This window comes from Micromonospora acroterricola, from assembly GCF_003172955.1.
In the GTDB taxonomy this organism is placed as follows: domain Bacteria; phylum Actinomycetota; class Actinomycetes; order Mycobacteriales; family Micromonosporaceae; genus Micromonospora; species Micromonospora acroterricola.
Genome location: NZ_QGKR01000258.1, coordinates 1 through 18,064, shown reverse-complemented (window position 1 = coordinate 18,064; position 18,064 = coordinate 1). Strand labels below are relative to the sequence as shown.

Sequence of the window (18,064 nt, the reverse complement as noted above, 5' to 3'; positions counted from 1 at the left end):
CACGGAGACCGCGCCGACGACGCCCACCGCGACCGACGTCCCGACCGCGACCGCCGTGCCGACCAGCACCCGGTCCGCGCCCGCCACCACACCCACCACGCCCGCCGACCCCGGTCCGCCCAGGCCGACCGTCGCGACGTCCCCGTCCACCGCCACGGGAAGCCCGTCGCCGCTGCCCGGACCGACGTACCGCACGGTGTCCCCGGCGGTACGGTGACGATCAGGCGTGGCCGACCCGGCGCCGGCGGTGGTCGGCGGTAGGCAGGTAGCGAAGGGGGTGGCGTGGGCGGCGGTGCGGAACTCCGCCCGGTCACCGCCCGGCCCGGTCCGGGGCTGCGGGTCGCCCGGCTGGTCACCGAGCTGACCGCGCCCGCCGTGCTGGTGTCGCTGCTGATGGTCACGGTGAGCTGGCACAGCTCCCGGGGCACCGGTCGCGGCCTGGCGTGGGGGCTGCTCGCCACGCTCTTCGTCACCGGCATCCCGTTCGCCTACATCCTCGGCGGGGTGCGCCGTGGCCGGCTGACCGACCACCACATCGGCCGTCGGGAGCAGCGCCGCGTGCCGCTGCTGGTCGGCCTCGGCTCCGTCGCCGCCGGGTTGGCCCTGCTCACCGTGCTCGGCGCGCCCCGCCCGTTACTGGCGCTGGCGGTGGCCGGGATCGTCGGGCTGGTGGTCGCCGTGTCGGTGAGTCACTGGTGGAAGATGTCGATCCACTCGGCGGTGGCCGCCGGCGCGCTGGTCATCCTGGTGCTGATCTTCGGGAGCCCGCTGCTCCTCGCCGCGCCTCTGGTGGGCCTGGTCGGCTGGTCCCGGGTGCGGCTACGGGACCACACCGTGCCGCAGGTGCTGACCGGCAGCGTGCTCGGCGCGCTGATCGCCGGCCTGGTCTTCGGCCTGCTGCGCTGACCGAGCCGGCCGGGCGGACCGGGACGATTTCGGTGCACGTCCGCGCTCGGCCCCCGGGCGAGCGGCGAGGCGCCGCCCGCCCGGGACGCCGTCAGGCGCCGTCGTCGGCGAGACGGTGCCGGTTCGCCTCGATCCAGGCGTCCAGTGCGGCCGGGTCGTCCGGGTCGACCCCGTCGGCCATCAGCTGCGCCACGGCCGCCGTGGCCGGGCTGCGCCGCTCACCGGTCGAGTAGAGGCGGGCGAACTCCGGCACCATCTCCTCGATCGCCTCGTCGGTGCGCGTCGCCGCCGTCTCGGGAAGCCCGCGCTGGCGGGACGCGTACCGGGCCCAGGCACGCAGCACGCGGGGCAGCATCGCCGCGTCGTCCATGTCCAGCACGGCACGGCGGTGCACCCAGTCGAGCAGGAAGAGCCCGGACACCGCGGGGCTCCACCGCATCGGGTCGGCGTCCGGGAAGGTCGCCGAGTGGTCCAGCAGCAGGCTCAGGCAGAAGTGCAGCGAGGCCAGCTCCGGGCCGTCGACGCTGTCCAGCCCGAACCGGGCGGCCTCCGGCGCGGCCAGGAACCGCCGGACCAGGTCGGTGCGCTCGGCGGCGGAGAGCGGCTCGACCTCGGCCGGGCTGGTCGGGTCGGCGGCGGTGGGCAGCAACGCCAGGCGGGCGCCGACCAGCGCCCGGTCGGTGGCGAGCGAACCCTCGCCGGGCAGCTCGCCCAGGTCGTCGGTGACCGCGAGGTGGCGGGCCACCTCACCGCGCAGCTGGGCCGGGTCCTCGGTACGGAACCAGGTCAACTCGTCGTCCGCGCACATCTGCCGGACCTGGTCCAGGATCCGTTCCGCCGGCCCGCCGACGAAGATGTCCTTGGTGATCCCGATGTTGTGGTCGACCAGGGCCACCAGCGCGTGCTCGGGGCCGCCGGCGGCGTCGTCGTAGGCGAAGGTGGCGAGGTAGGAGGTCTGGTCGCCGTACACGTCGCCGTACGCCCAGCTGCCGGTGAGGTGCACCCGGCCGAGCTGGCCGGACCAGGCCGGCGCCTGGCTGCCCGGGCGCACCCGCTCGGTGCCCTCGGCGTTCGGGACGAGCGCGGCGAAGACCTGCCGGATGGTGGTGGCCGCCGCGATCCGGCGACGGGTGGTGGCGGCGAGGAACCCGGTGACGAACTCCCGTACGGCGGTGTCGCGGTCGGTCTCCGCGATCGCGTAGACGCTGCCCAGGAGAGCGCTGCCGAGCATCTCGGCGTCGAGCGCGGACTCCAGCTTGGTCACGTCGCGTGCGGCGTGCAGCACCGCGTCGTAGGGGGTCTGAGGCGTGGCCATGCTCCGACCCTACGCCGCCCGGGGGGCGCGCAGAGGGGTAGCGAGCCGTGCGGGCGTCAGCGGCGGGCGGCGTCCCGCAGCGCGTCGCGGGCCTGCGCGTAGGAGGCGAGCACGATCCGCACCGGGGCGAGCACGTACTCCTCGCCCACACGGGCGACCTCTGCCGTCAGCCGCTTCTCGGCGCGGCCCCGGGCCCTGCGGGCCGCCCAGCGCACCACCGGTCGGGTCAGCGCGGCCACCAGCAGCCCGGCCAGCAGCCCGCCGAGCAGCAGCACGGTGGGCACCGGCACCTGCCCGACCATCGGGTTGTCGAGCGCGGGCAGGCCGAGCGCCCGCAGCGCGTAGCCGAGCACCAGCCAGCCGAGCCCGACGACGGCGGCCAGGGTGACCAACCACTGCACACCGCCGACCAGCCGCCACCAGATCGGTCGGCGGCCGAGGCCGAGGTCGGTGCCGGCGACCGCGCGGTCCAGCGCGTCGGGCAGGTCGCCGAGGCGGGACCGGGCGGCGGAGGTGACCGCGGCCGGCCAGGGGGTGGGCAGGTCGGTGGCGGCCCGGTCGGCGACCGCGCGGATCGCCAGGCCGAGCGCCGAACGCTGGGCGGCCGTCGGGTCCGGGACCGAGGTGGCGGCGACCAGGCTCTCCGCCGGGTCTGCGTGATCGCCGGCCGGCCCGGGCAGGTGCAGCCGGCGCAGCGGGTCGGGTCGCAGTCGCCGCCAGCCCCGGACCACCGGCCAGCCGGTGGCCGCGCCGGCCCGGTGCCGGTACGCCTGCCCCACCGCCTCGGTGACCGCCGGCACGCCGGCCGCGCCGGCCAGTGCCCGGTTGAGCCCTGCGACGGCCGTGTCGTCCGGGCCGCCCGCCGGCCGGGCCGAGCCAACCAGCTCGTCCAGCGCGGCGACCACCGTGTCGACGTCGCCGGCGAGCCGGCGCAGGGCCGCCTGCCGCTCGGCCACCGTCTGTTCCAGCGAGGTGCGCAGCCCGACCATCCCGGCCGGGTCGATGGCGGTGGTGGCCAGCAGCGGCACGCCGGTCAGCCCGTCCGCGTCGAGCAGCCGGCGCAGGTCGTCCAGGACCCGGGGCAGCTCGGCCGGCGGCAGCCGGTCGGCCTGGTTGAGCACGACCAGGGTGACGTCCCGGTGCCGGTGGAACTCCCGGAGGTAGCTGTCGTGGATCACCAGGTCCGCGTACTTCTGCGGGTCGACCACCCACACCACCTGGTCCACGAGGCCGAGCAGCCGGTCGACCTCCAGCCGGTGGGACCGCTGCACCGAGTCGAAGTCGGGCAGGTCGAGCAGGATCAGGCCGTGCAGCGCCGTCTCGTCGTCCGCGTCCAGGGCGCTCTCCCGGACGAAGCGGTGCCGGGGCAGCACGCCGATCCAGTCGAGCAGCCGGTTGGCGCCCTCCAGCGCCCCCCACACGCAGGCGTGCGTGACGCCGGTGGTGGGGCGGCGTACACCGACCGGCGAGAGCTCCAGCCGGGCCAGAGCGTTGAAGAGGCTGGACTTGCCGCTGCCGGTGGCGCCGGCCAGGGCCACCACGGTGTGGTCCCGGGACAGGGCGAGCCGGGTGCCGGCCCGCTCGACCAGGGTGTGCGCGGGCACCAGTTCCGAGTCGGGCAGCAGGCCGTCCACCGCCGCCAGGAACCGGCGTACCGCGTCCAGGCGGGCGATCAGCGCGTCGGGGTCGACCCGGTGGTCGCCCCGGAAGACCTCGCGTACGCGGCCGGTGATGTTGGTCACCGGGAGCCCTCCTCGTCGGCGGCCGGCAGGGTGTCGTCGCCGCTGGCCAGGCCGCTGCGGTGCCGGGCCAGCTCGACCCGGCCGGCGGCCCGGCGCAGACCGTCGCCGGCGTCCGCGGCGGGGCGGGCTTCCGCGGTGCGGGTCAGGAAGCGGTCGGCCTCCGCGTCGAGCAGCGTCCGTACCCGCTCCAGCAGGTCGCCGCGGGCCTTGGCGGCGAGGGTACGCACCGCCTGGTCACCGAAGATCGCCTGGAGGACGGCCTGCGCGGCGACCGTGGTGCCGGCTCCGGTGGCCAGCTCCAGCCCGGTCGGGATGAACGCGGTGGACGCGAACACGGCGATCATCACGGCCAGCCCGGTGGCGTTCACCGCGTACGCGGCGGTGCGGGCCACGAACCGCTTGTCGCCGCCCTCGACCCGGACCAGCTCCAGCACCCCCCGTTGCCAGTCCCGGACCATCCGCTCGGCGCGTTCGGGCAGGTCGTCGCTCGGGTGGGCGAGCGCCGGGTCGAGCAGCTCCGACCCGGCCGGGTGTGCCTTCCACCCGGTGTACGCGCTCTCGGCGGCCTCGGAGGACACCCCGCGCAGCAGCGTGACCAGCTGCGACTCGATGGCGTTGCGCAGCTCGGCGGCGGGTGCCGGCCGGCCGGTGACGGCGGCCACCACCCGGTCCCGCAGTCGGCCGATCCGGGCCTCCAGGGTGCGGAAGAGCTCCCCGGTGCCGACGAACTCCTGCCATCGGGCGAGCACCTCGCCGCGGAGCAGCCGGCCGTCCTGCAGGCCCTGCTCGACGGTCCGCTCGGCACCCCGGTAGGCGGCCCGGACCCGCTCGTCCAGCCCGTCGGCGGCGGCGACCTGCTCGTCGGCGGCGTCGGCCAGCTCCTCGACGGCCGGGTGCAACGCGGCCAGCGCCCCGTCCAGGGTCTGCCGGACGACGGCCGCCCTGGCGTCGGCGTCGGCGGCCAGCCGGGCGAACCAGTCGGACAGCGGTGCGGTGACGCCCTCGGGCAGCAGCCCCTGGCCGTCGACCCAGGTCTCCGGCAGCACGAACAGCGGCGCCCGGCCGAGGTCCTGTGCGGTGAGCATCTCGGCCAGGTGTGCGGCGATCTCGTCGGTGGCCTCGGCGGGCACCCGGTCCAGCACCATGGCGATCACCGCGCCCCGCGCCCGGGCGCTGCGCAGGAGCTCCCAGGGCACCGCGTCGGCGTACCGGGCGGCGGTGGTGACGAAGAGCCAGAGGTCGGCGGCGGCGAGCAGTTGGGTGGCGAGCGCGCGGTTGGCGTCGACCACCGAGTCGATATCCGGCGCGTCGAGGAAGGCCAGCCCGGGGGGCAGGGCCGGGGCGGTGACCAGGTGCAGGGCGCGCGGATCTTCGCTCGGCTCGGTGGTGCGGGTCAGCCCGGGCAGCAGCTCACCCTGCCGGAACCAGGCCGCGTCGGCCGGGTTGCAGACCAGCACCGGGGATCGGGTGGTGGGCCGGAGCACCCCGGCTGCGCTCACCCGGGCCTTGACCAGACTGTTGACCAGGGTCGACTTGCCCGCCCCGGTGGAGCCGCCGACCACGACGAGCAGTGGCGCGTCGAGCCGGGCGAGCCGGGGCAGCAGGTAGTCGTCGAGCTGGTCGGTGAGGCTGGCGGCCGTGTGCCGGGCGGGCCCGGCGGAGGGCAGCGCGAGGGGGTACCGGGTCGCGCCGATCGCGGCCCGGAGACTCGTCAGCGCGCCGGGGAGGCTGTCGTCCCCGGTGGTGGCGGCTGGCTCCTCCGGGGCGTCCGGCGGGCCGGTGCGGGCTGCGACGGCGGGCGCGCCGGAACGGGTCGCGGAATCGCCGGGCGTCGTCACCGCTAAAGCGTGCCCGACCGATGCAAGGGAAGACAACCGGACGGTAATAACGGCTGGGTTGCGTCGGGTCGGCTCAACCCAACTTGACGATTCGCCGAGGCGTGGCACTATTGAGTCAAGTTCACTCAACTTGTGGTGTGGTCCGCTGCGGGCGGTGCCCGCCGGCAGCCCGCGGGCGATGCCCGTCACCTGCACAACCTTACGAAGCGAGGAAGCGAAGATGGCACGTGCGGTCGGTATCGACCTCGGCACGACGAACTCCTGCGTCAGCGTTCTCGAGGGCGGTGAGCCCACCGTCATCGCCAACGCTGAGGGCTCGCGGACGACCCCGTCGATCGTCGCGTTCGCCCGCAACGGCGAGGTGCTCGTCGGTGAGGTCGCCAAGCGCCAGGCGGTGACCAACCCGGACCGGACGATCCGCTCGGTCAAGCGCGAGGTCGGCACGAACTGGTCCGTCGACATCGACGGCAAGAAGTACACCCCGCAGGAGATCTCGGCCCGGACGCTGATGAAGCTCAAGCGGGACGCCGAGGCGTACCTGGGCGAGCAGATCACCGACGCGGTGATCACCGTTCCGGCGTACTTCAATGACAGCCAGCGCCAGGCCACCAAGGAGGCCGGTGAGATCGCCGGCTTCAACGTGCTGCGGATCGTCAACGAGCCGACCGCGGCCGCCCTGGCGTACGGGCTGGACAAGGGCTCCAAGGAGCAGACCGTCCTGGTCTTCGACCTCGGTGGCGGCACCTTCGACGTGTCGCTGCTGGAGCTGGCCGAGGGCGTCATCGAGGTCAAGTCGACCAGCGGTGACAACCACCTCGGCGGCGACGACTGGGACCAGCGGATCATCGACCACCTGGTCAAGACGTTCCGCGGCGAGCACGGCATCGACCTGAGCCAGGACAAGATGGCCCTCCAGCGGCTCCGTGAGGCCGCCGAGAAGGCCAAGATCGAGCTGTCCGCCGCCACCACCACCAACATCAACCTGCCGTACATCACCGCTGGCTCCGCCGGCCCGCTGCACCTGGACGTGACGCTCAGCCGCGCCGAGTTCCAGCGGATGACGCAGGACCTGCTGGACCGGTGCAAGGGCCCGTTCGAGCAGGCCGTGAAGGACGCCGGAATCAAGATCTCCGACGTCGAGCACGTGATCCTGGTCGGCGGCTCGACCCGGATGCCCGCCGTGACCGACCTGGTCAAGCAGCTCACCGGCCGCGACCCGAACAAGGGCGTCAACCCGGACGAGGTCGTCGCCGTCGGCGCCGCCCTCCAGGCAGGTGTGCTCAAGGGTGAGGTCAAGGACGTCCTGCTGCTCGACGTGACCCCGCTGAGCCTGGGCATCGAGACCAAGGGCGGCATCTTCACCAAGCTCATCGAGCGCAACACCACCATCCCGACCAAGCGCTCCGAGGTCTTCACCACGGCGGACGACAACCAGCCGTCGGTGCTGATCCAGGTGTTCCAGGGCGAGCGGGAGATCGCGGCCTACAACAAGAAGCTCGGCACCTTCGAGCTGACCGGCCTCCCGCCGGCGCCGCGCGGCGTGCCGCAGATCGAGGTCGCGTTCGACATCGACGCCAACGGCATCGTCAACGTGCACGCCAAGGACCTGGGCACCGGCAAGGAACAGAAGATGACGATCACCGGTGGCTCGTCGCTGCCGAAGGACGACATCGAGCGGATGCGCCGGGACGCCGAGGAGCACGCGGAGGAGGACAAGCGCCGCCGCGACGACGCCGAGACCCGCAACGTGGCCGAGGCGCTCCAGTGGCAGACCGAGAAGTTCCTCGCCGAGAGCGGCGACAAGCTGCCCAGCGAGAACCGGGAGCAGCTCAACGAGGCGCTCGGCGAGCTGCGTGGCGCCCTCGGCGGGCAGGACATCGAGAAGATCAAGTCGGCGCACGAGCGGCTGGCGCAGGTGTCCCAGCAGGCCGGTTCGCTGCTCTACTCGCAGCAGGCCGAGCAGGGCCAGCAGCCGGGCGGCGAGGCCGGCCCGGGTGCGACCGGGGCGACCGGCCCGCAGGCCGGCGGCGCCGGTGGCGCCGACGACGTGGTCGACGCGGAGATCGTGGACGAGGACGGCAAGAAGTGACCATCGGCCTCCGGCACGTATCCACGGCGAAGGGGATGAGGTAGCCGCATGACGCAGAAGCCACGAGCCGCCGACCCGGGCGACACCGGGTCGGCGCCGGGTGGCTCCGCGCCCACCGAGCCGGCCACCGGCGACGGGGAGCGGGTCGTCATCCGCAACAACCGCAAGCTCAGCGACACGACGGAGCCGGAGGGCGCCGCCGCCGACGCGGGGACCGACGATTCCGCCGAGGGCCTGGTCGAGGACGCCGAGATCGTGGTCGACGAGATCGAGATCGAGGCGACCTCGGTCGACGGGCCCACTCCGGCCGGCCCGCCGGTGGTGGACGCCCCGGCGCAGCCGGTGGGCGGCGGCGGCACGGGCACGCCGCTCGGCGCCGAGATGGAGGCGCTCCGGGCCGAGCTGGACGAGCGGACCCGGGACCTGCAGCGGGTGTCGGCGGAGTACGCCAACTACCGCAAGCGGGTGGACCGGGACCGCAGCCTGGTGCAGGAGCAGGCGACCGGCTCGGTGCTGGCCGCTCTGCTGCCGATCCTGGACGACCTGGACCGGGCCCGGGAACACGGCGACCTGGTGGGGCCGTTCGGCACGGTGGCGGAACAGCTCACCACCGCGCTGGGCAAGTTCGGCCTGACCGCGTTCGGCGAGCAGGGCGACCCGTTCGACCCGACCCGGCACGAGGCGGTCGCGCACCAGACCTCGGCCGAGGTCAGCGAGCCGACCTGCGTGCAGGTCATGCGGCGCGGCTACCAGCTCGGTGAACGGCTGCTGCGCCCCGCGCTGGTAGCGGTCGCGGATCCGGAATAGTGCGAGACGGTGACCGGCCGGTCCCGCCCACCACGATGCGGTGGGCGGGACGGCCGGGCCACGACGGTCGGAAGGGGGTGGACCGGTGAGTTCGAAGGACTGGCTCGAGAAGGACTTCTACGCCGTGCTCGGCGTGGACAAGGCTGCCTCCGCGGATGACATCAAGAAGGCGTACCGCAAGTTGGCCCGGGAGTCGCACCCGGACCACAACCCGGGCGACCCGAAGGCCGAGGAGCGGTTCAAGGCTGCCTCCGAGGCGTACAACGTGCTGTCGGACACCGGCCGCCGCCGGGAGTACGACGAGATGCGCTCGCTGTTCGGCTCGGGCGCGTTCCGGCGCAACGCCCGGGGCGCGGGCCAGCCGGGCGGCATGCCGTTCGACGTCTCCGACATGTTCAGCGGCGGGGGCGCTGGCGGCGACCGTCGCTTCGGCGGGGCCGGCTTCCAGGACCTGTTCAGCTCGATCTTCTCCGGCGGGTCGGCTGGCGGGCAGGCCGCGCCACGCGGGCCGGCCCGGGGCCGGGACGTGGAGACCGAGGTGGCGCTGGACTTCGGCGACGCGGTGCGGGGCGTGACCCTGCCGCTGACGTTGCGCGCCCCGGGCGTCTGCGACACCTGCCACGGCAACGGGGCCAAGCCCGGCACCCAGCCGCGCACCTGTCCGGCCTGCCACGGCGCCGGGGTCACCACGCGCAACCAGGGGTCGTTCAGCTTCTCCGAGCCGTGCCGCACCTGCCAGGGCGTCGGCACGGTCGTCGAGGAGAAGTGCCCCGAGTGCCACGGCAGCGGCGGGGTCACCAAGACCCGCACTCTGAACGTGCGCTTCCCGGCGGGGGTGGCCGACGGTCAGCGGATCCGGCTGGCCGGGCGAGGTGAGCCGGGTGAGCGCGGCGGCCCGGCGGGTGACCTTTTCGTGCACGTCAAGGTTCGGCCGGACGAGCTGTTCGGACGTACCGGTGACGACCTGACGTTGACCGTGCCGGTCACCTTCGCGGAGGCCGTGCTCGGCACGGACCTGCGGGTGCCGACGCTCGACGGCGCGGTGACCCTGCGGGTCCCGCCGGGTACGCCGAGCGGGCGGGTGCTGAGGGCCCGGGGCAAGGGTGTGGTCCGCCGCGACGGGCAGGCCGGCGACCTGCTGGTAACGCTGGACGTGGTGGTGCCGGCCCGACTGTCGGACGAGGCGCGGGCGGCGCTGGAGGCGTTCGCCGAGCAGAGCCCGCCGGCGTCCAGGGAACATCTCGACGCGCGGGTGCGTCGGTTCAGTTAGTCCGGTGGGATGGACGCGGAGGTGAGCGGGATGTCGGGCGAGTTCCTCGGTTCGAGTGACCCTGCCTACGAGGCCAAGGTGCTGATGATCTCGGTCGCGGCACGGATGGCGGGAATGCACCCACAGACCCTGCGGCAGTACGACCGGCTCGGGCTGGTGCAGCCCGGTCGGGCGGCCGGTGGCGGGCGGCGCTACAGCGTCCGCGACGTGGTCCTGCTGCGCGAGGTGCAGCGGCTCAGCCAGGATGACGGGATCAACCTGGCCGGAGTCAAGCGGATCATCGGGCTGGAACGGTTGCTGGAGCAGGCGCAGCAGCGGGTGGCCCGGATGGAGGCGGAGCTCGACGCGGCGTACCGCCGGATCGCCGAGCTGGAGTCGCTGGCCCGCTTCCCGGGCCGGGACCTGGTGCCGACCAACCGCACCTCCACCGCGCTCGTGGTCTGGCGGCCGCGCCGGACGCCCGACCGCTGACCGACCGCTCATCCTGCTCTCCTCGGCCCGGCCCGCACCGGATTCTCCGGCGCGTGCCGGGCCGTTTCCGTTAGCCTGTTGATACGGGTTTTATCGGCTGAATTCGGACCTACCGGCATGGCAAAGGGGAGCGATGGCGGAGCCGGCGAAGAAGATGGCCCAGCAGACGGAGGACCGGTTGGAGAACCTGGCCGACACCGTCCGCGAGAAGTTCGACAAGGTGACCGAGGGAAGCTTCCGGGACCGGATCACCGAGGGGCGGTTCGCCGACCAGGTCGACCACGGTGTCGACGAGGCCCGGGCCGAGACCCAGCGGAAGCCGGACTGACCGGTAACCGACGTGCGGGCCGGGACCCACGGGGGGTCCCGGCCCGTTCGCCGTCCCGCGCGCGGGCCGGGACGCGGTCGCCGTGCGGGGGTCCCGGCCCGTTCGCCGTCCGGCGTGTGGGCCGGGACGCGGTGTCGCCGCAGCGGGCTCGCTGTTCGCCTTGCCGGCCCCTTTGGAGCTGAATCGCCTACGACATCAGGCTGCGGTCGCAGTCGCTCTCCGGGGCGGCGGTTCGTGAATCGTCTGCGACATCAGCTCGAAAGGGCCACGGAGGTGACGCCACCGCCAGCGTCCCTGACGGGTTGGGGCAGAAGGCGCGCGTCAGCCGAGGCGGCGGTTCTCGCGGACCAAGCCGCCCTCGCACCAGTCCCGGTAGACGAACAGGTCCGGTCGGGCCAGCAGCACGCGGCCGTTGTGCGCCCAGATCTTCATCAGCTCGTCACCGTCGCGCTCGGCCTGCTCGACCAGCTTGCGGAAGCGTCGCTTGGGGTGCGCGCGGAAGTTCGTCCGGATGCCGTCGGCCGCGTAGATGTAGAGGCAGTGCAGCGCGAAGCGGCGGGCCGGGCAGGTCGGGTCCATCGCCAGCTCGAAGAGCGTCAGCACCAGACGGTCACCGGAGACGAGCAGGTCCCAGTCCGGTGGCATGGAAGCCAACGGCACCGAATCGGGCTGGTACGCCCAAGCTCGCAACTCCGCCGGAGTCGGATCGACGGGGTTGGCGAAGCCGTGGAACGTCGACTCCTGCACGCTCACCGGCCAACCTTCCGCTTTCGCCCGCGTTGGCACTGGCCACCCGCGGACCCTGGCTGCTGCGGCGAAACGGTATCCCGCCGCCGGGTGCTGCGGTAGCCCTCGTTGGGAGCAATTCAGCAACCGTTGGCCCGGCCTGGCCAGCCGGATGGTCGAGCGAACACGCGCGTCGCCGCCGCCGTTCAGAATGCGGTAAACGGCAGCGACGGCGACGCGTCAGTCGTGGACCGGAACCGGCTCCCGCCGCTGGGCCGCCGCGCGGTTGCGCAGCCACCGCTTGAACCACGGGAAGTCGGGCAGCCGGGCCAGCATCGGCCCGGTCACCACGGTGATCAGGACGTACGCCGTGGCCAGCGCCGCCAACCGCGGCTCGACGCTGCCGGCGGCCACCGCGAGCCCGGCGATGACGATGGAGAACTCACCGCGGGGTACGAGTGCCAGGCCGGCCCGCCAGCGTCCGGGTTCCGCGATGCCGACCCGGCGAGCCGCGAGGTAACCGGTGAGCGTCTTCGTCGCCATGGTGACCACGGCCAGCGCGAGCGCCGGCAGCAGCACCGGGGGGATGTCCCGCGGGTCGGTGACCAGCCCGAAGAAGACGAAGAACACCGCGGCGAACAGGTCCCGCAGGGGGGACAGCAGTTCGGTGGCGTGGTGTGCCACCGGACCGGAGAGCGCGATGCCGACCAGGAACGCGCCGACCGCCGCCGAGACCTGGAGCTTCGCCGCGAGGCCGGCGATCAGCAGGGTCAGACCGAGTACGCCGAGCAGCAGCGCCTCCGGATCCTTCGCCGACAGGGCGGACGAGATCAGGTGGCCGTACCGGATGGCGACCATCAGCACGAGCAGCACCGTGCCCACCGCGACGGCGAGCGCTATGCCGCCGCCGAGCAGGCCCGTGCCGGCCAGCACCGCGGTCACCAGCGGCAGGTAGAGAGCCATCGCCAGGTCCTCGATGACGAGGACCGAGAGGATCACCGGGGTCTCCCGGTTACCGAGCCGGCCCAGGTCGGCGAGCACCTTGGCGATCACACCCGAGGACGAGACCCAGGTGATGCCGCCGAGCACCAGGGCGGCCACCCAGTCCCAGCCGAGCAGCAGGGCGAACGCCGCTCCGGGCAGCGCGTTGAGTACGCCGTCGATCAGCCCGGCGGGGGCCGCCGAGCGGAGGTTGCCGACCAGTTCGTTGGCCGAGTACTCCAGGCCGAGCATCACCAGCAGCAGGATGACGCCGATCTCGGCGCCGACCGCGAAGAACTCCTCGCTGGCGGCGAGTGGGAGCAGCCCACCGTGCCCGAAGGCGAGCCCGGCGAGCAGGTAGAGGGGGATGGGCGAGAGACCTACCCGGCGGCTGAGCCGGCCGAGGACACCGAGCAGCAGCAGCAGCGCGCCGACTTCAACGAGCAGTGTTGTCGATTCGTGCATCCGCCTCAGCCGTCCGGGTCACTGTCGGCGAGGATGGCGGACACACCGTCGAGACCCTTGCGGGTCCCGACGACGACCACCACGTCACCGGCCGCGAAGCGGAAGGTGGGAAGCGGCGAGACGATGACCTCGCCGTCGCGCAGCACCGCCACGATGGAGGCGCTGGTGCGGGTACGCGCCTTGGTGTCACTGAGCTGCCGGTTGACATACCTCGACCCGGCCGGGATGCCGATCTGCTCGGTGAGCAGACCGGCAGCCTGCTCCCGCAGCCCGGAGAGCTGCCCGAGCATCAGCGACGCGCCGAGGATGTCGGCCAGCGCCTCCGCCTCGTCGTCGGTCAGCGGGATGTCCGCCTGGCAGGAGTCGGGGTCGTCGGGGTCGTAGAGGACGAGATCCCGGCGGCCATTGCGGTGGGAGACGACGCCCAGGCGGCGTCCCGACTCCGTCACCAGATCGTGGCGTACCCCGATCCCCGGTAAGGCAGTCTGTTCGACACGTACTCGCACCCGGGCAAGGCTACCGCTTCGGAGACGCCGATGATCGGACCGGAGCGGAGCGGGCACCCGGCGCGTGCGCTCCTCAGCGAAGGCTGGCGAAGAACTCGCGGATGTCCGCGACCAGCACATCGGTGGCCTGGTGGGCGGCGTAGTGGCCCCCGACGTCACCGCGGCCGTCGACGTCCGTGTCGTACGCCGTCCACCGGACGATGTTCCCGTGGTCCCGGTCGGCGAAGCGGCGGATGGACTGGAAGTCGCCGGGGAACATGGCCAGCGCGGTCGGCACCGTGGTCGGCTCGGTCGGCGGCTGGCCGGCGTGCGCGTCCTCCCAGTAGAAGCGGATCGACGAGGCGGCCGTGCCGGTGAACCAGTACACCGCCACGTTGGCCAGGATGAAATCGAGGTCCAGGCTCTCGTCGAAGAGTTGGGCGTTCCAGGCCAGCAGCCCGACCGGCGAGTCGGCGAGCCCGAACGCCAGGGTCTGCGGCTGCTGGCTGTGCACCTGGTTGAACGAGAACTTGTTCTCGTAGAACCACTGGAGGTGCTGGAGCGCCGCCTGGTCCGCCTCGGAGAGCCCGGCGAACTCGGCCGGGTCACCCGAGGGGAACGAGAAGAGCTGGGTGACGTGCACGCCGTACACGTGCGCCGCGTCGATCCGGCCCAGTTCCGGCGCGACCATCGAGCCGGCGTCGTTGCCGACCGCCCCGTAGCGGTCGTACCCCAGTCGGTTCATCAGCTCGGCCCAGGCGGGGGCGGTGCGGTACCGGTTCCAGCCGGCGCTGCGGGTCGGGCCGGAGAACCCGAAGCCCGGCAGCGACGGGATGACCAGGTGGAAGGCGGGCGCGTCCGGCGTGGTCGGCTCGGTGAGCGGGGCGATCACGTCCAGGTACTCCAGCACCGAGCCGGGCCAGCCGTGGGTGAGCACCAGCGGCGTGGCGTCCGGCCGGGACGACCGGACGTGCAGGAAGTGGATCTGCTCGCCGTCGATCTCGGTGACGAACTGCGGGTGCGCCTTCAACCGGGCCTCGACGGCCCGCCAGTCGAACCCGTCCCGCCACCGGTCGGCGAGGGCGCGGACGCGGTCGGTGCCCATCCCGTACGCGTCGCCGGCGTCGGGCAGCTCGGCGGGCCAGACCGTGCGGCCCAGTCGGGCGGCCAGGTCGTCGAGGGCGGTCTGCGGGATCTCGACGCGGAACGGGCGGATCGCGGTGCCGGTCATCTCGGGATCTCCTTCGGAACGGAATGATTCGTTCTGCGATCAGAGTAGCAGACCGGAACGATCCGTTCCACTGTTAGTCTGAGGTCATGCCGACCTCCCCCGGAAAGACCGACCTGCCGCTGGCCGGCCGCCGCGCCCAGGCCGCCCGCAACGACGAGGTGATCCTCGAAGCAGCCCGTGCGGTCTTCCTCGACGATCCGAAGGCGCCGATCGCCGCCGTCGCCGAACGCGCCGGCGTCGGCATCAGTGCCCTCTACCGGCGGTACGCGAGCAAGGAGGCCCTGCTGCGCCAGCTCTGCCACGACGGGTTGCGCCGGTACGTCGCCGAGGTCGAGGCGGCCCTCGCCGAGCCGGATGAGTGGGCCGCGTTCGCCGGGTTCCTGGCCCGGGTGGTCGACGCGGACGTGCACTCGCTCACCGTCCACCTGGCCGGCACCTTCACGCCGACCGAGGAGATGGGCCGGGACGCGATGCGCGCCAACGAGCTGGCCACCGCGCTGTTCGAACGGGCCCACGCCAGCGGGCGGCTGCGCGCCGACGTCGTCGTACAGGACCTGGGGTTGGTGCTGGAGGCGTGCGCCGCGGTGCGCGTACCCGATTCGGAACGGACGCGTGAGCTGCGCTCGCGCCAGCTCGCGGTGCTGCTGGCTGGCCTGTCGACGACGCCGGACACGGACCCGCTGCCCGGCCCGGCCCCGGCGGCCGGCGAGTTCGACTGGCGGTGGCGCCGTCGCGAGTGATGGGCATCACAGCGTTAGGGTTGAGTGGAATACGCTCAACTCTGGTTGTGTCCTTCCCAGTGGACAACGCCGATCCGGGGGAGCCCATGAACACCGAACGTCTCACCACCAAGAGCCGCGAGACCATCACGGGTGCCGTCGCACTGGCCAACCAGCGCGGCCACGCCACCGTGGAGCCGTGGCACCTACTGCTGTCCCTGCTGGACACCGACGGCTCCACCGCCGCCGGCCTGCTGCGCGCCGTCGGGGCCGACCCCGCCGAGCTGCGCCGGGTCGCCCAGCGTGCGGTCGACGCCCTGCCGGCGGCGCGCGGCTCCAGCATCGCCGAGCCCACGCTGGCCCGGGAGTTCGTCAACTCCATCGGCGCCGGCGAGCAGATCGCCCGGCCGCTGGGCGACGAGTACACGTCCACCGAGCACCTGCTCGCCGGCCTGGCCCGGGTGGGCGGCGCCGTGTCCGGCGCGCTGAAGTCGGCCGGCGTCACCGAGGAGACCCTGGTCGCCGCGTTCCCGAGCGTCCGCGGTGGCGACCGGCGGGTCACCACCCCCGACCCGGAGCAGACCTACCAGGCACTGGCCAAGTACGGCGTCGACCTCACCGCGAGCGCCCGGGACGGCAAGATCGACCCGGTGATCGGCCGGGACTCGGAGATCCGCCGCGTCATCCAGGTGCTCTCCCGGCGTACCAAGAACAACCCGGTGCTGATCGGCGAGCCCGGCGTCGGCAAGACCGCCATCGTTGAGGGCCTCGCCCAGCGGATCGTGGCCGGCGACGTGCCCGAGTCGCTGCGCGACAAGAAGCTGGTCTCGCTCGACCTCGGCGCGATGGTCGCCGGCGCCCAGTACCGCGGCCAGTTCGAGGAGCGGCTGAAGTCCGTGCTGGAGGAGATCAAGAACTCCAACGGCCAGGTCATCACGTTCCTCGACGAGCTGCACACCGTCGTCGGCGCCGGCAAGGGCGAGGGCTCGATGGACGCCGGCAACATGCTCAAGCCGATGCTCGCCCGCGGTGAGCTGCGGATGGTCGGCGCCACCACGCTGGACGAGTACCGCGAGCACATCGAGAAGGACCCGGCGCTGGAGCGCCGCTTCCAGCCGGTGCTGGTCGGCGAGCCGACCATCGAGGACACCATCGGCATCCTGCGCGGGCTCAAGGAGCGCTACGAGGTGCACCACGGCGTACGGATCACCGACGCCGCGCTGGTCGCCGCCGCCTCGCTGTCGGACCGCTACATCACGGACCGGTTCCTGCCGGACAAGGCGATCGACCTGGTCGACGAGTCCGCGTCCCGGCTCCGGATGGAGATCGACTCTCGGCCGGTCGAGGTGGACGAGATCGAGCGGGCGGTCCGCCGGCTGGAGATTGAGGAGATGGCGCTGGCCAAGGAGCCGGACGCCGCCTCCGCCGAGCGGTTGGCGCGGCTGCGCAAGGAGCTGGCCGACAAGCGCGAGCAGCTCACCGTGCTGTCCGAGCGCTGGCAGACGGAGAAGAGCCACATCACCAAGCTCTCCACCGCCAAGGAGGAGCTGGAGCGCCTGGGCGGCGAGGCCGAGCGGGCGGAGCGTGACGGGGAGCTGGAGCGCGCCGCCGAGCTGCGCTACGGCCGCATCCCGGCGCTCAAGGTCGAGCTGAAGCAGGCCGAGGAGGAGCTGGCCCAGCTCCAGGCCGACGGCGCGATGCTCAAGGAGGAGGTCGGCGCGGACGACATCGCCGCGGTGGTCGCCTCCTGGACCGGCATCCCGGCCGGTCGGCTGTTGGAGGGCGAGACGGCGAAGCTGCTCCGGATGGAGGAGTCGCTGGGCGGCCGGGTCGTCGGCCAGCCCGAGGCGGTCGGCGCGGTCTCCGACGCCGTGCGCCGTGCCCGGGCCGGTGTCGCCGACCCGGACCGCCCGACCGGCAGCTTCCTCTTCCTCGGCCCGACCGGCGTCGGCAAGACCGAGCTGGCCAAGGCGCTCGCCGAGTTCCTCTTCGACGACGAGCGGGCGATGGTCCGCATCGACATGAGCGAGTACGGCGAGAAGCACTCCGTGGCCCGCCTGGTGGGTGCCCCGCCCGGCTACGTCGGCTACGAGGAGGGCGGCCAGCTCACCGAGGCGGTGCGCCGGCGGCCGTACTCGGTGATCCTGCTCGACGAGGTGGAGAAGGCCCACCCGGACGTCTTCGACGTGCTGCTCCAGGTGCTCGACGACGGTCGGCTCACCGACGGTCAGGGCCGGACGGTGGACTTCCGCAACGCGATCCTGATCCTCACGTCCAACCTCGGGTCGTCGGTGATCAGCGACCTGACGTTGGCCGAGGAGCAGCGCCGGGAGGGTGTCCTCGCCGTGGTCCGGTCGCACTTCAAGCCGGAGTTCCTCAACCGGCTGGACGACATCGTGGTCTTCGCCTCGCTGCGTGGGGACGATCTGCGCTCGATCGTGGACATCCAGCTCAACCGGATGCGGCGTCGGCTGGCCGACCGCCGGCTCGGCCTGGAGATCACCGATGCGGCCCGTGGCTGGCTCGCCGAGCACGGCTACGACCCGATCTACGGTGCCCGCCCGCTGCGTCGCCTGGTCCAGACCGCGATCGGCGACCAGCTGGCCAGGGCCCTCCTGTCGGGCACCATCCGCGACGGCGACACGGTCAAGGTCGACCTGACCACCCCGACGAACACCCTGACGGTAACCC

16 protein-coding genes are annotated in these 18,064 nt (G+C 73.0%); 8 read left to right on the top strand and 8 right to left on the bottom strand.

Going from position 1 to position 18,064, the window contains the following annotated elements; all coding sequences use genetic code 11:
• On the bottom strand, positions 1-195 hold a 195-nt coding region (locus DKT68_RS31215; RefSeq protein ID WP_201749156.1), incomplete at its 3' end, for a hypothetical protein.
• Between the two features lie 87 nt (positions 196-282).
• Here DKT68_RS31215 and DKT68_RS22800 point away from each other — a divergent pair.
• Positions 283-906, top strand: coding sequence for a phosphatase PAP2 family protein (locus DKT68_RS22800; RefSeq protein ID WP_109819435.1), 624 nt, complete (start codon positions 283-285; stop codon positions 904-906).
• 91 nt (positions 907-997) lie between these two features.
• On the opposite strand, the gene DKT68_RS22795 is transcribed toward DKT68_RS22800, so the two are convergent.
• The 3 genes from DKT68_RS22795 to DKT68_RS22785 are packed head-to-tail and all read right to left on the bottom strand — an operon-like array spanning position 998 to position 5,801.
• Positions 998-2,221, bottom strand: coding sequence for a hypothetical protein (locus tag DKT68_RS22795; RefSeq protein WP_109819434.1), 1,224 nt, complete (start codon positions 2,219-2,221; stop codon positions 998-1,000).
• A 56-nt stretch (positions 2,222-2,277) separates the two neighbouring features.
• Positions 2,278-3,963 (bottom strand): GTPase, encoded by a 1,686-nt coding sequence (locus tag DKT68_RS22790; protein ID WP_109819433.1) that lies wholly within the window; start codon positions 3,961-3,963, stop codon positions 2,278-2,280.
• Entirely contained in the window at positions 3,960-5,801 is a 1,842-nt protein-coding gene (locus tag DKT68_RS22785; RefSeq protein WP_109819432.1) for a GTPase family protein, read from the bottom strand. Before DKT68_RS22785 ends, DKT68_RS22790 begins: the two co-directional genes overlap by 4 nt.
• 220 nt (positions 5,802-6,021) lie before the next feature.
• On the opposite strand from DKT68_RS22785, the gene dnaK reads away from it, so the two are divergent.
• The 5 genes from dnaK (at position 6,022) to DKT68_RS22760 (ending at position 10,766) form a co-directional block, all read left to right on the top strand.
• The gene (gene dnaK, locus DKT68_RS22780) at positions 6,022-7,890 is read left to right on the top strand and encodes a molecular chaperone DnaK (protein WP_109819431.1); all 1,869 of its coding nucleotides are present in this window, start codon (positions 6,022-6,024) and stop codon (positions 7,888-7,890) included.
• A 48-nt stretch (positions 7,891-7,938) separates the two neighbouring features.
• Positions 7,939-8,697, top strand: coding sequence for a nucleotide exchange factor GrpE (grpE, locus tag DKT68_RS22775; protein WP_109819430.1), 759 nt, complete (start codon positions 7,939-7,941; stop codon positions 8,695-8,697).
• Positions 8,698-8,782: 85 nt separating this feature from the next.
• Complete coding sequence (dnaJ, locus tag DKT68_RS22770; RefSeq protein ID WP_109819429.1) at positions 8,783-9,967, top strand: molecular chaperone DnaJ; 1,185 nt, start codon at positions 8,783-8,785, stop codon at positions 9,965-9,967.
• A gap of 30 nt (positions 9,968-9,997) precedes the next feature.
• Positions 9,998-10,438, top strand: a complete 441-nt coding sequence (locus DKT68_RS22765; protein WP_109819437.1) for a heat shock protein transcriptional repressor HspR — start codon at positions 9,998-10,000, stop codon at positions 10,436-10,438.
• Positions 10,439-10,571: 133 nt separating this feature from the next.
• Positions 10,572-10,766: a hypothetical protein gene (locus DKT68_RS22760; protein WP_109819428.1), complete on the top strand. Its 195-nt coding sequence runs from the start codon at positions 10,572-10,574 to the stop codon at positions 10,764-10,766.
• 321 nt (positions 10,767-11,087) lie between these two features.
• Here the strand turns inward: DKT68_RS22760 and DKT68_RS22755 are convergent, their stop codons facing one another.
• From DKT68_RS22755 to DKT68_RS22740, 4 genes are all read right to left on the bottom strand, one after another.
• A complete protein-coding gene (locus tag DKT68_RS22755) occupies positions 11,088-11,519 on the bottom strand; it encodes a hypothetical protein (RefSeq protein WP_074315768.1) in 432 nt (143 codons plus the stop codon).
• Between the two features lie 213 nt (positions 11,520-11,732).
• The gene (locus DKT68_RS22750) at positions 11,733-12,938 is read right to left on the bottom strand and encodes a cation:proton antiporter (RefSeq protein WP_109819427.1); all 1,206 of its coding nucleotides are present in this window, start codon (positions 12,936-12,938) and stop codon (positions 11,733-11,735) included.
• A 5-nt stretch (positions 12,939-12,943) separates the two neighbouring features.
• Complete coding sequence (locus DKT68_RS22745) at positions 12,944-13,444, bottom strand: cation:proton antiporter regulatory subunit (protein ID WP_109819426.1); 501 nt, start codon at positions 13,442-13,444, stop codon at positions 12,944-12,946.
• Between the two features lie 73 nt (positions 13,445-13,517).
• Positions 13,518-14,654 carry an epoxide hydrolase family protein gene (locus DKT68_RS22740; RefSeq protein WP_109819425.1) on the bottom strand — a complete coding sequence of 379 codons (1,137 nt, stop codon included), beginning with the start codon at positions 14,652-14,654 and terminating at the stop codon, positions 13,518-13,520.
• A gap of 86 nt (positions 14,655-14,740) precedes the next feature.
• On the opposite strand from DKT68_RS22740, the gene DKT68_RS22735 reads away from it, so the two are divergent.
• Both DKT68_RS22735 and clpB read left to right on the top strand, forming a co-directional pair.
• Positions 14,741-15,394 carry a TetR/AcrR family transcriptional regulator gene (locus DKT68_RS22735; RefSeq protein ID WP_109819424.1) on the top strand — a complete coding sequence of 218 codons (654 nt, stop codon included), beginning with the start codon at positions 14,741-14,743 and terminating at the stop codon, positions 15,392-15,394.
• Between the two features lie 86 nt (positions 15,395-15,480).
• Positions 15,481-18,064 (top strand): ATP-dependent chaperone ClpB (clpB, locus tag DKT68_RS22730; RefSeq protein WP_109819436.1); only part of this gene is annotated, 2,584 nt, incomplete at its 3' end.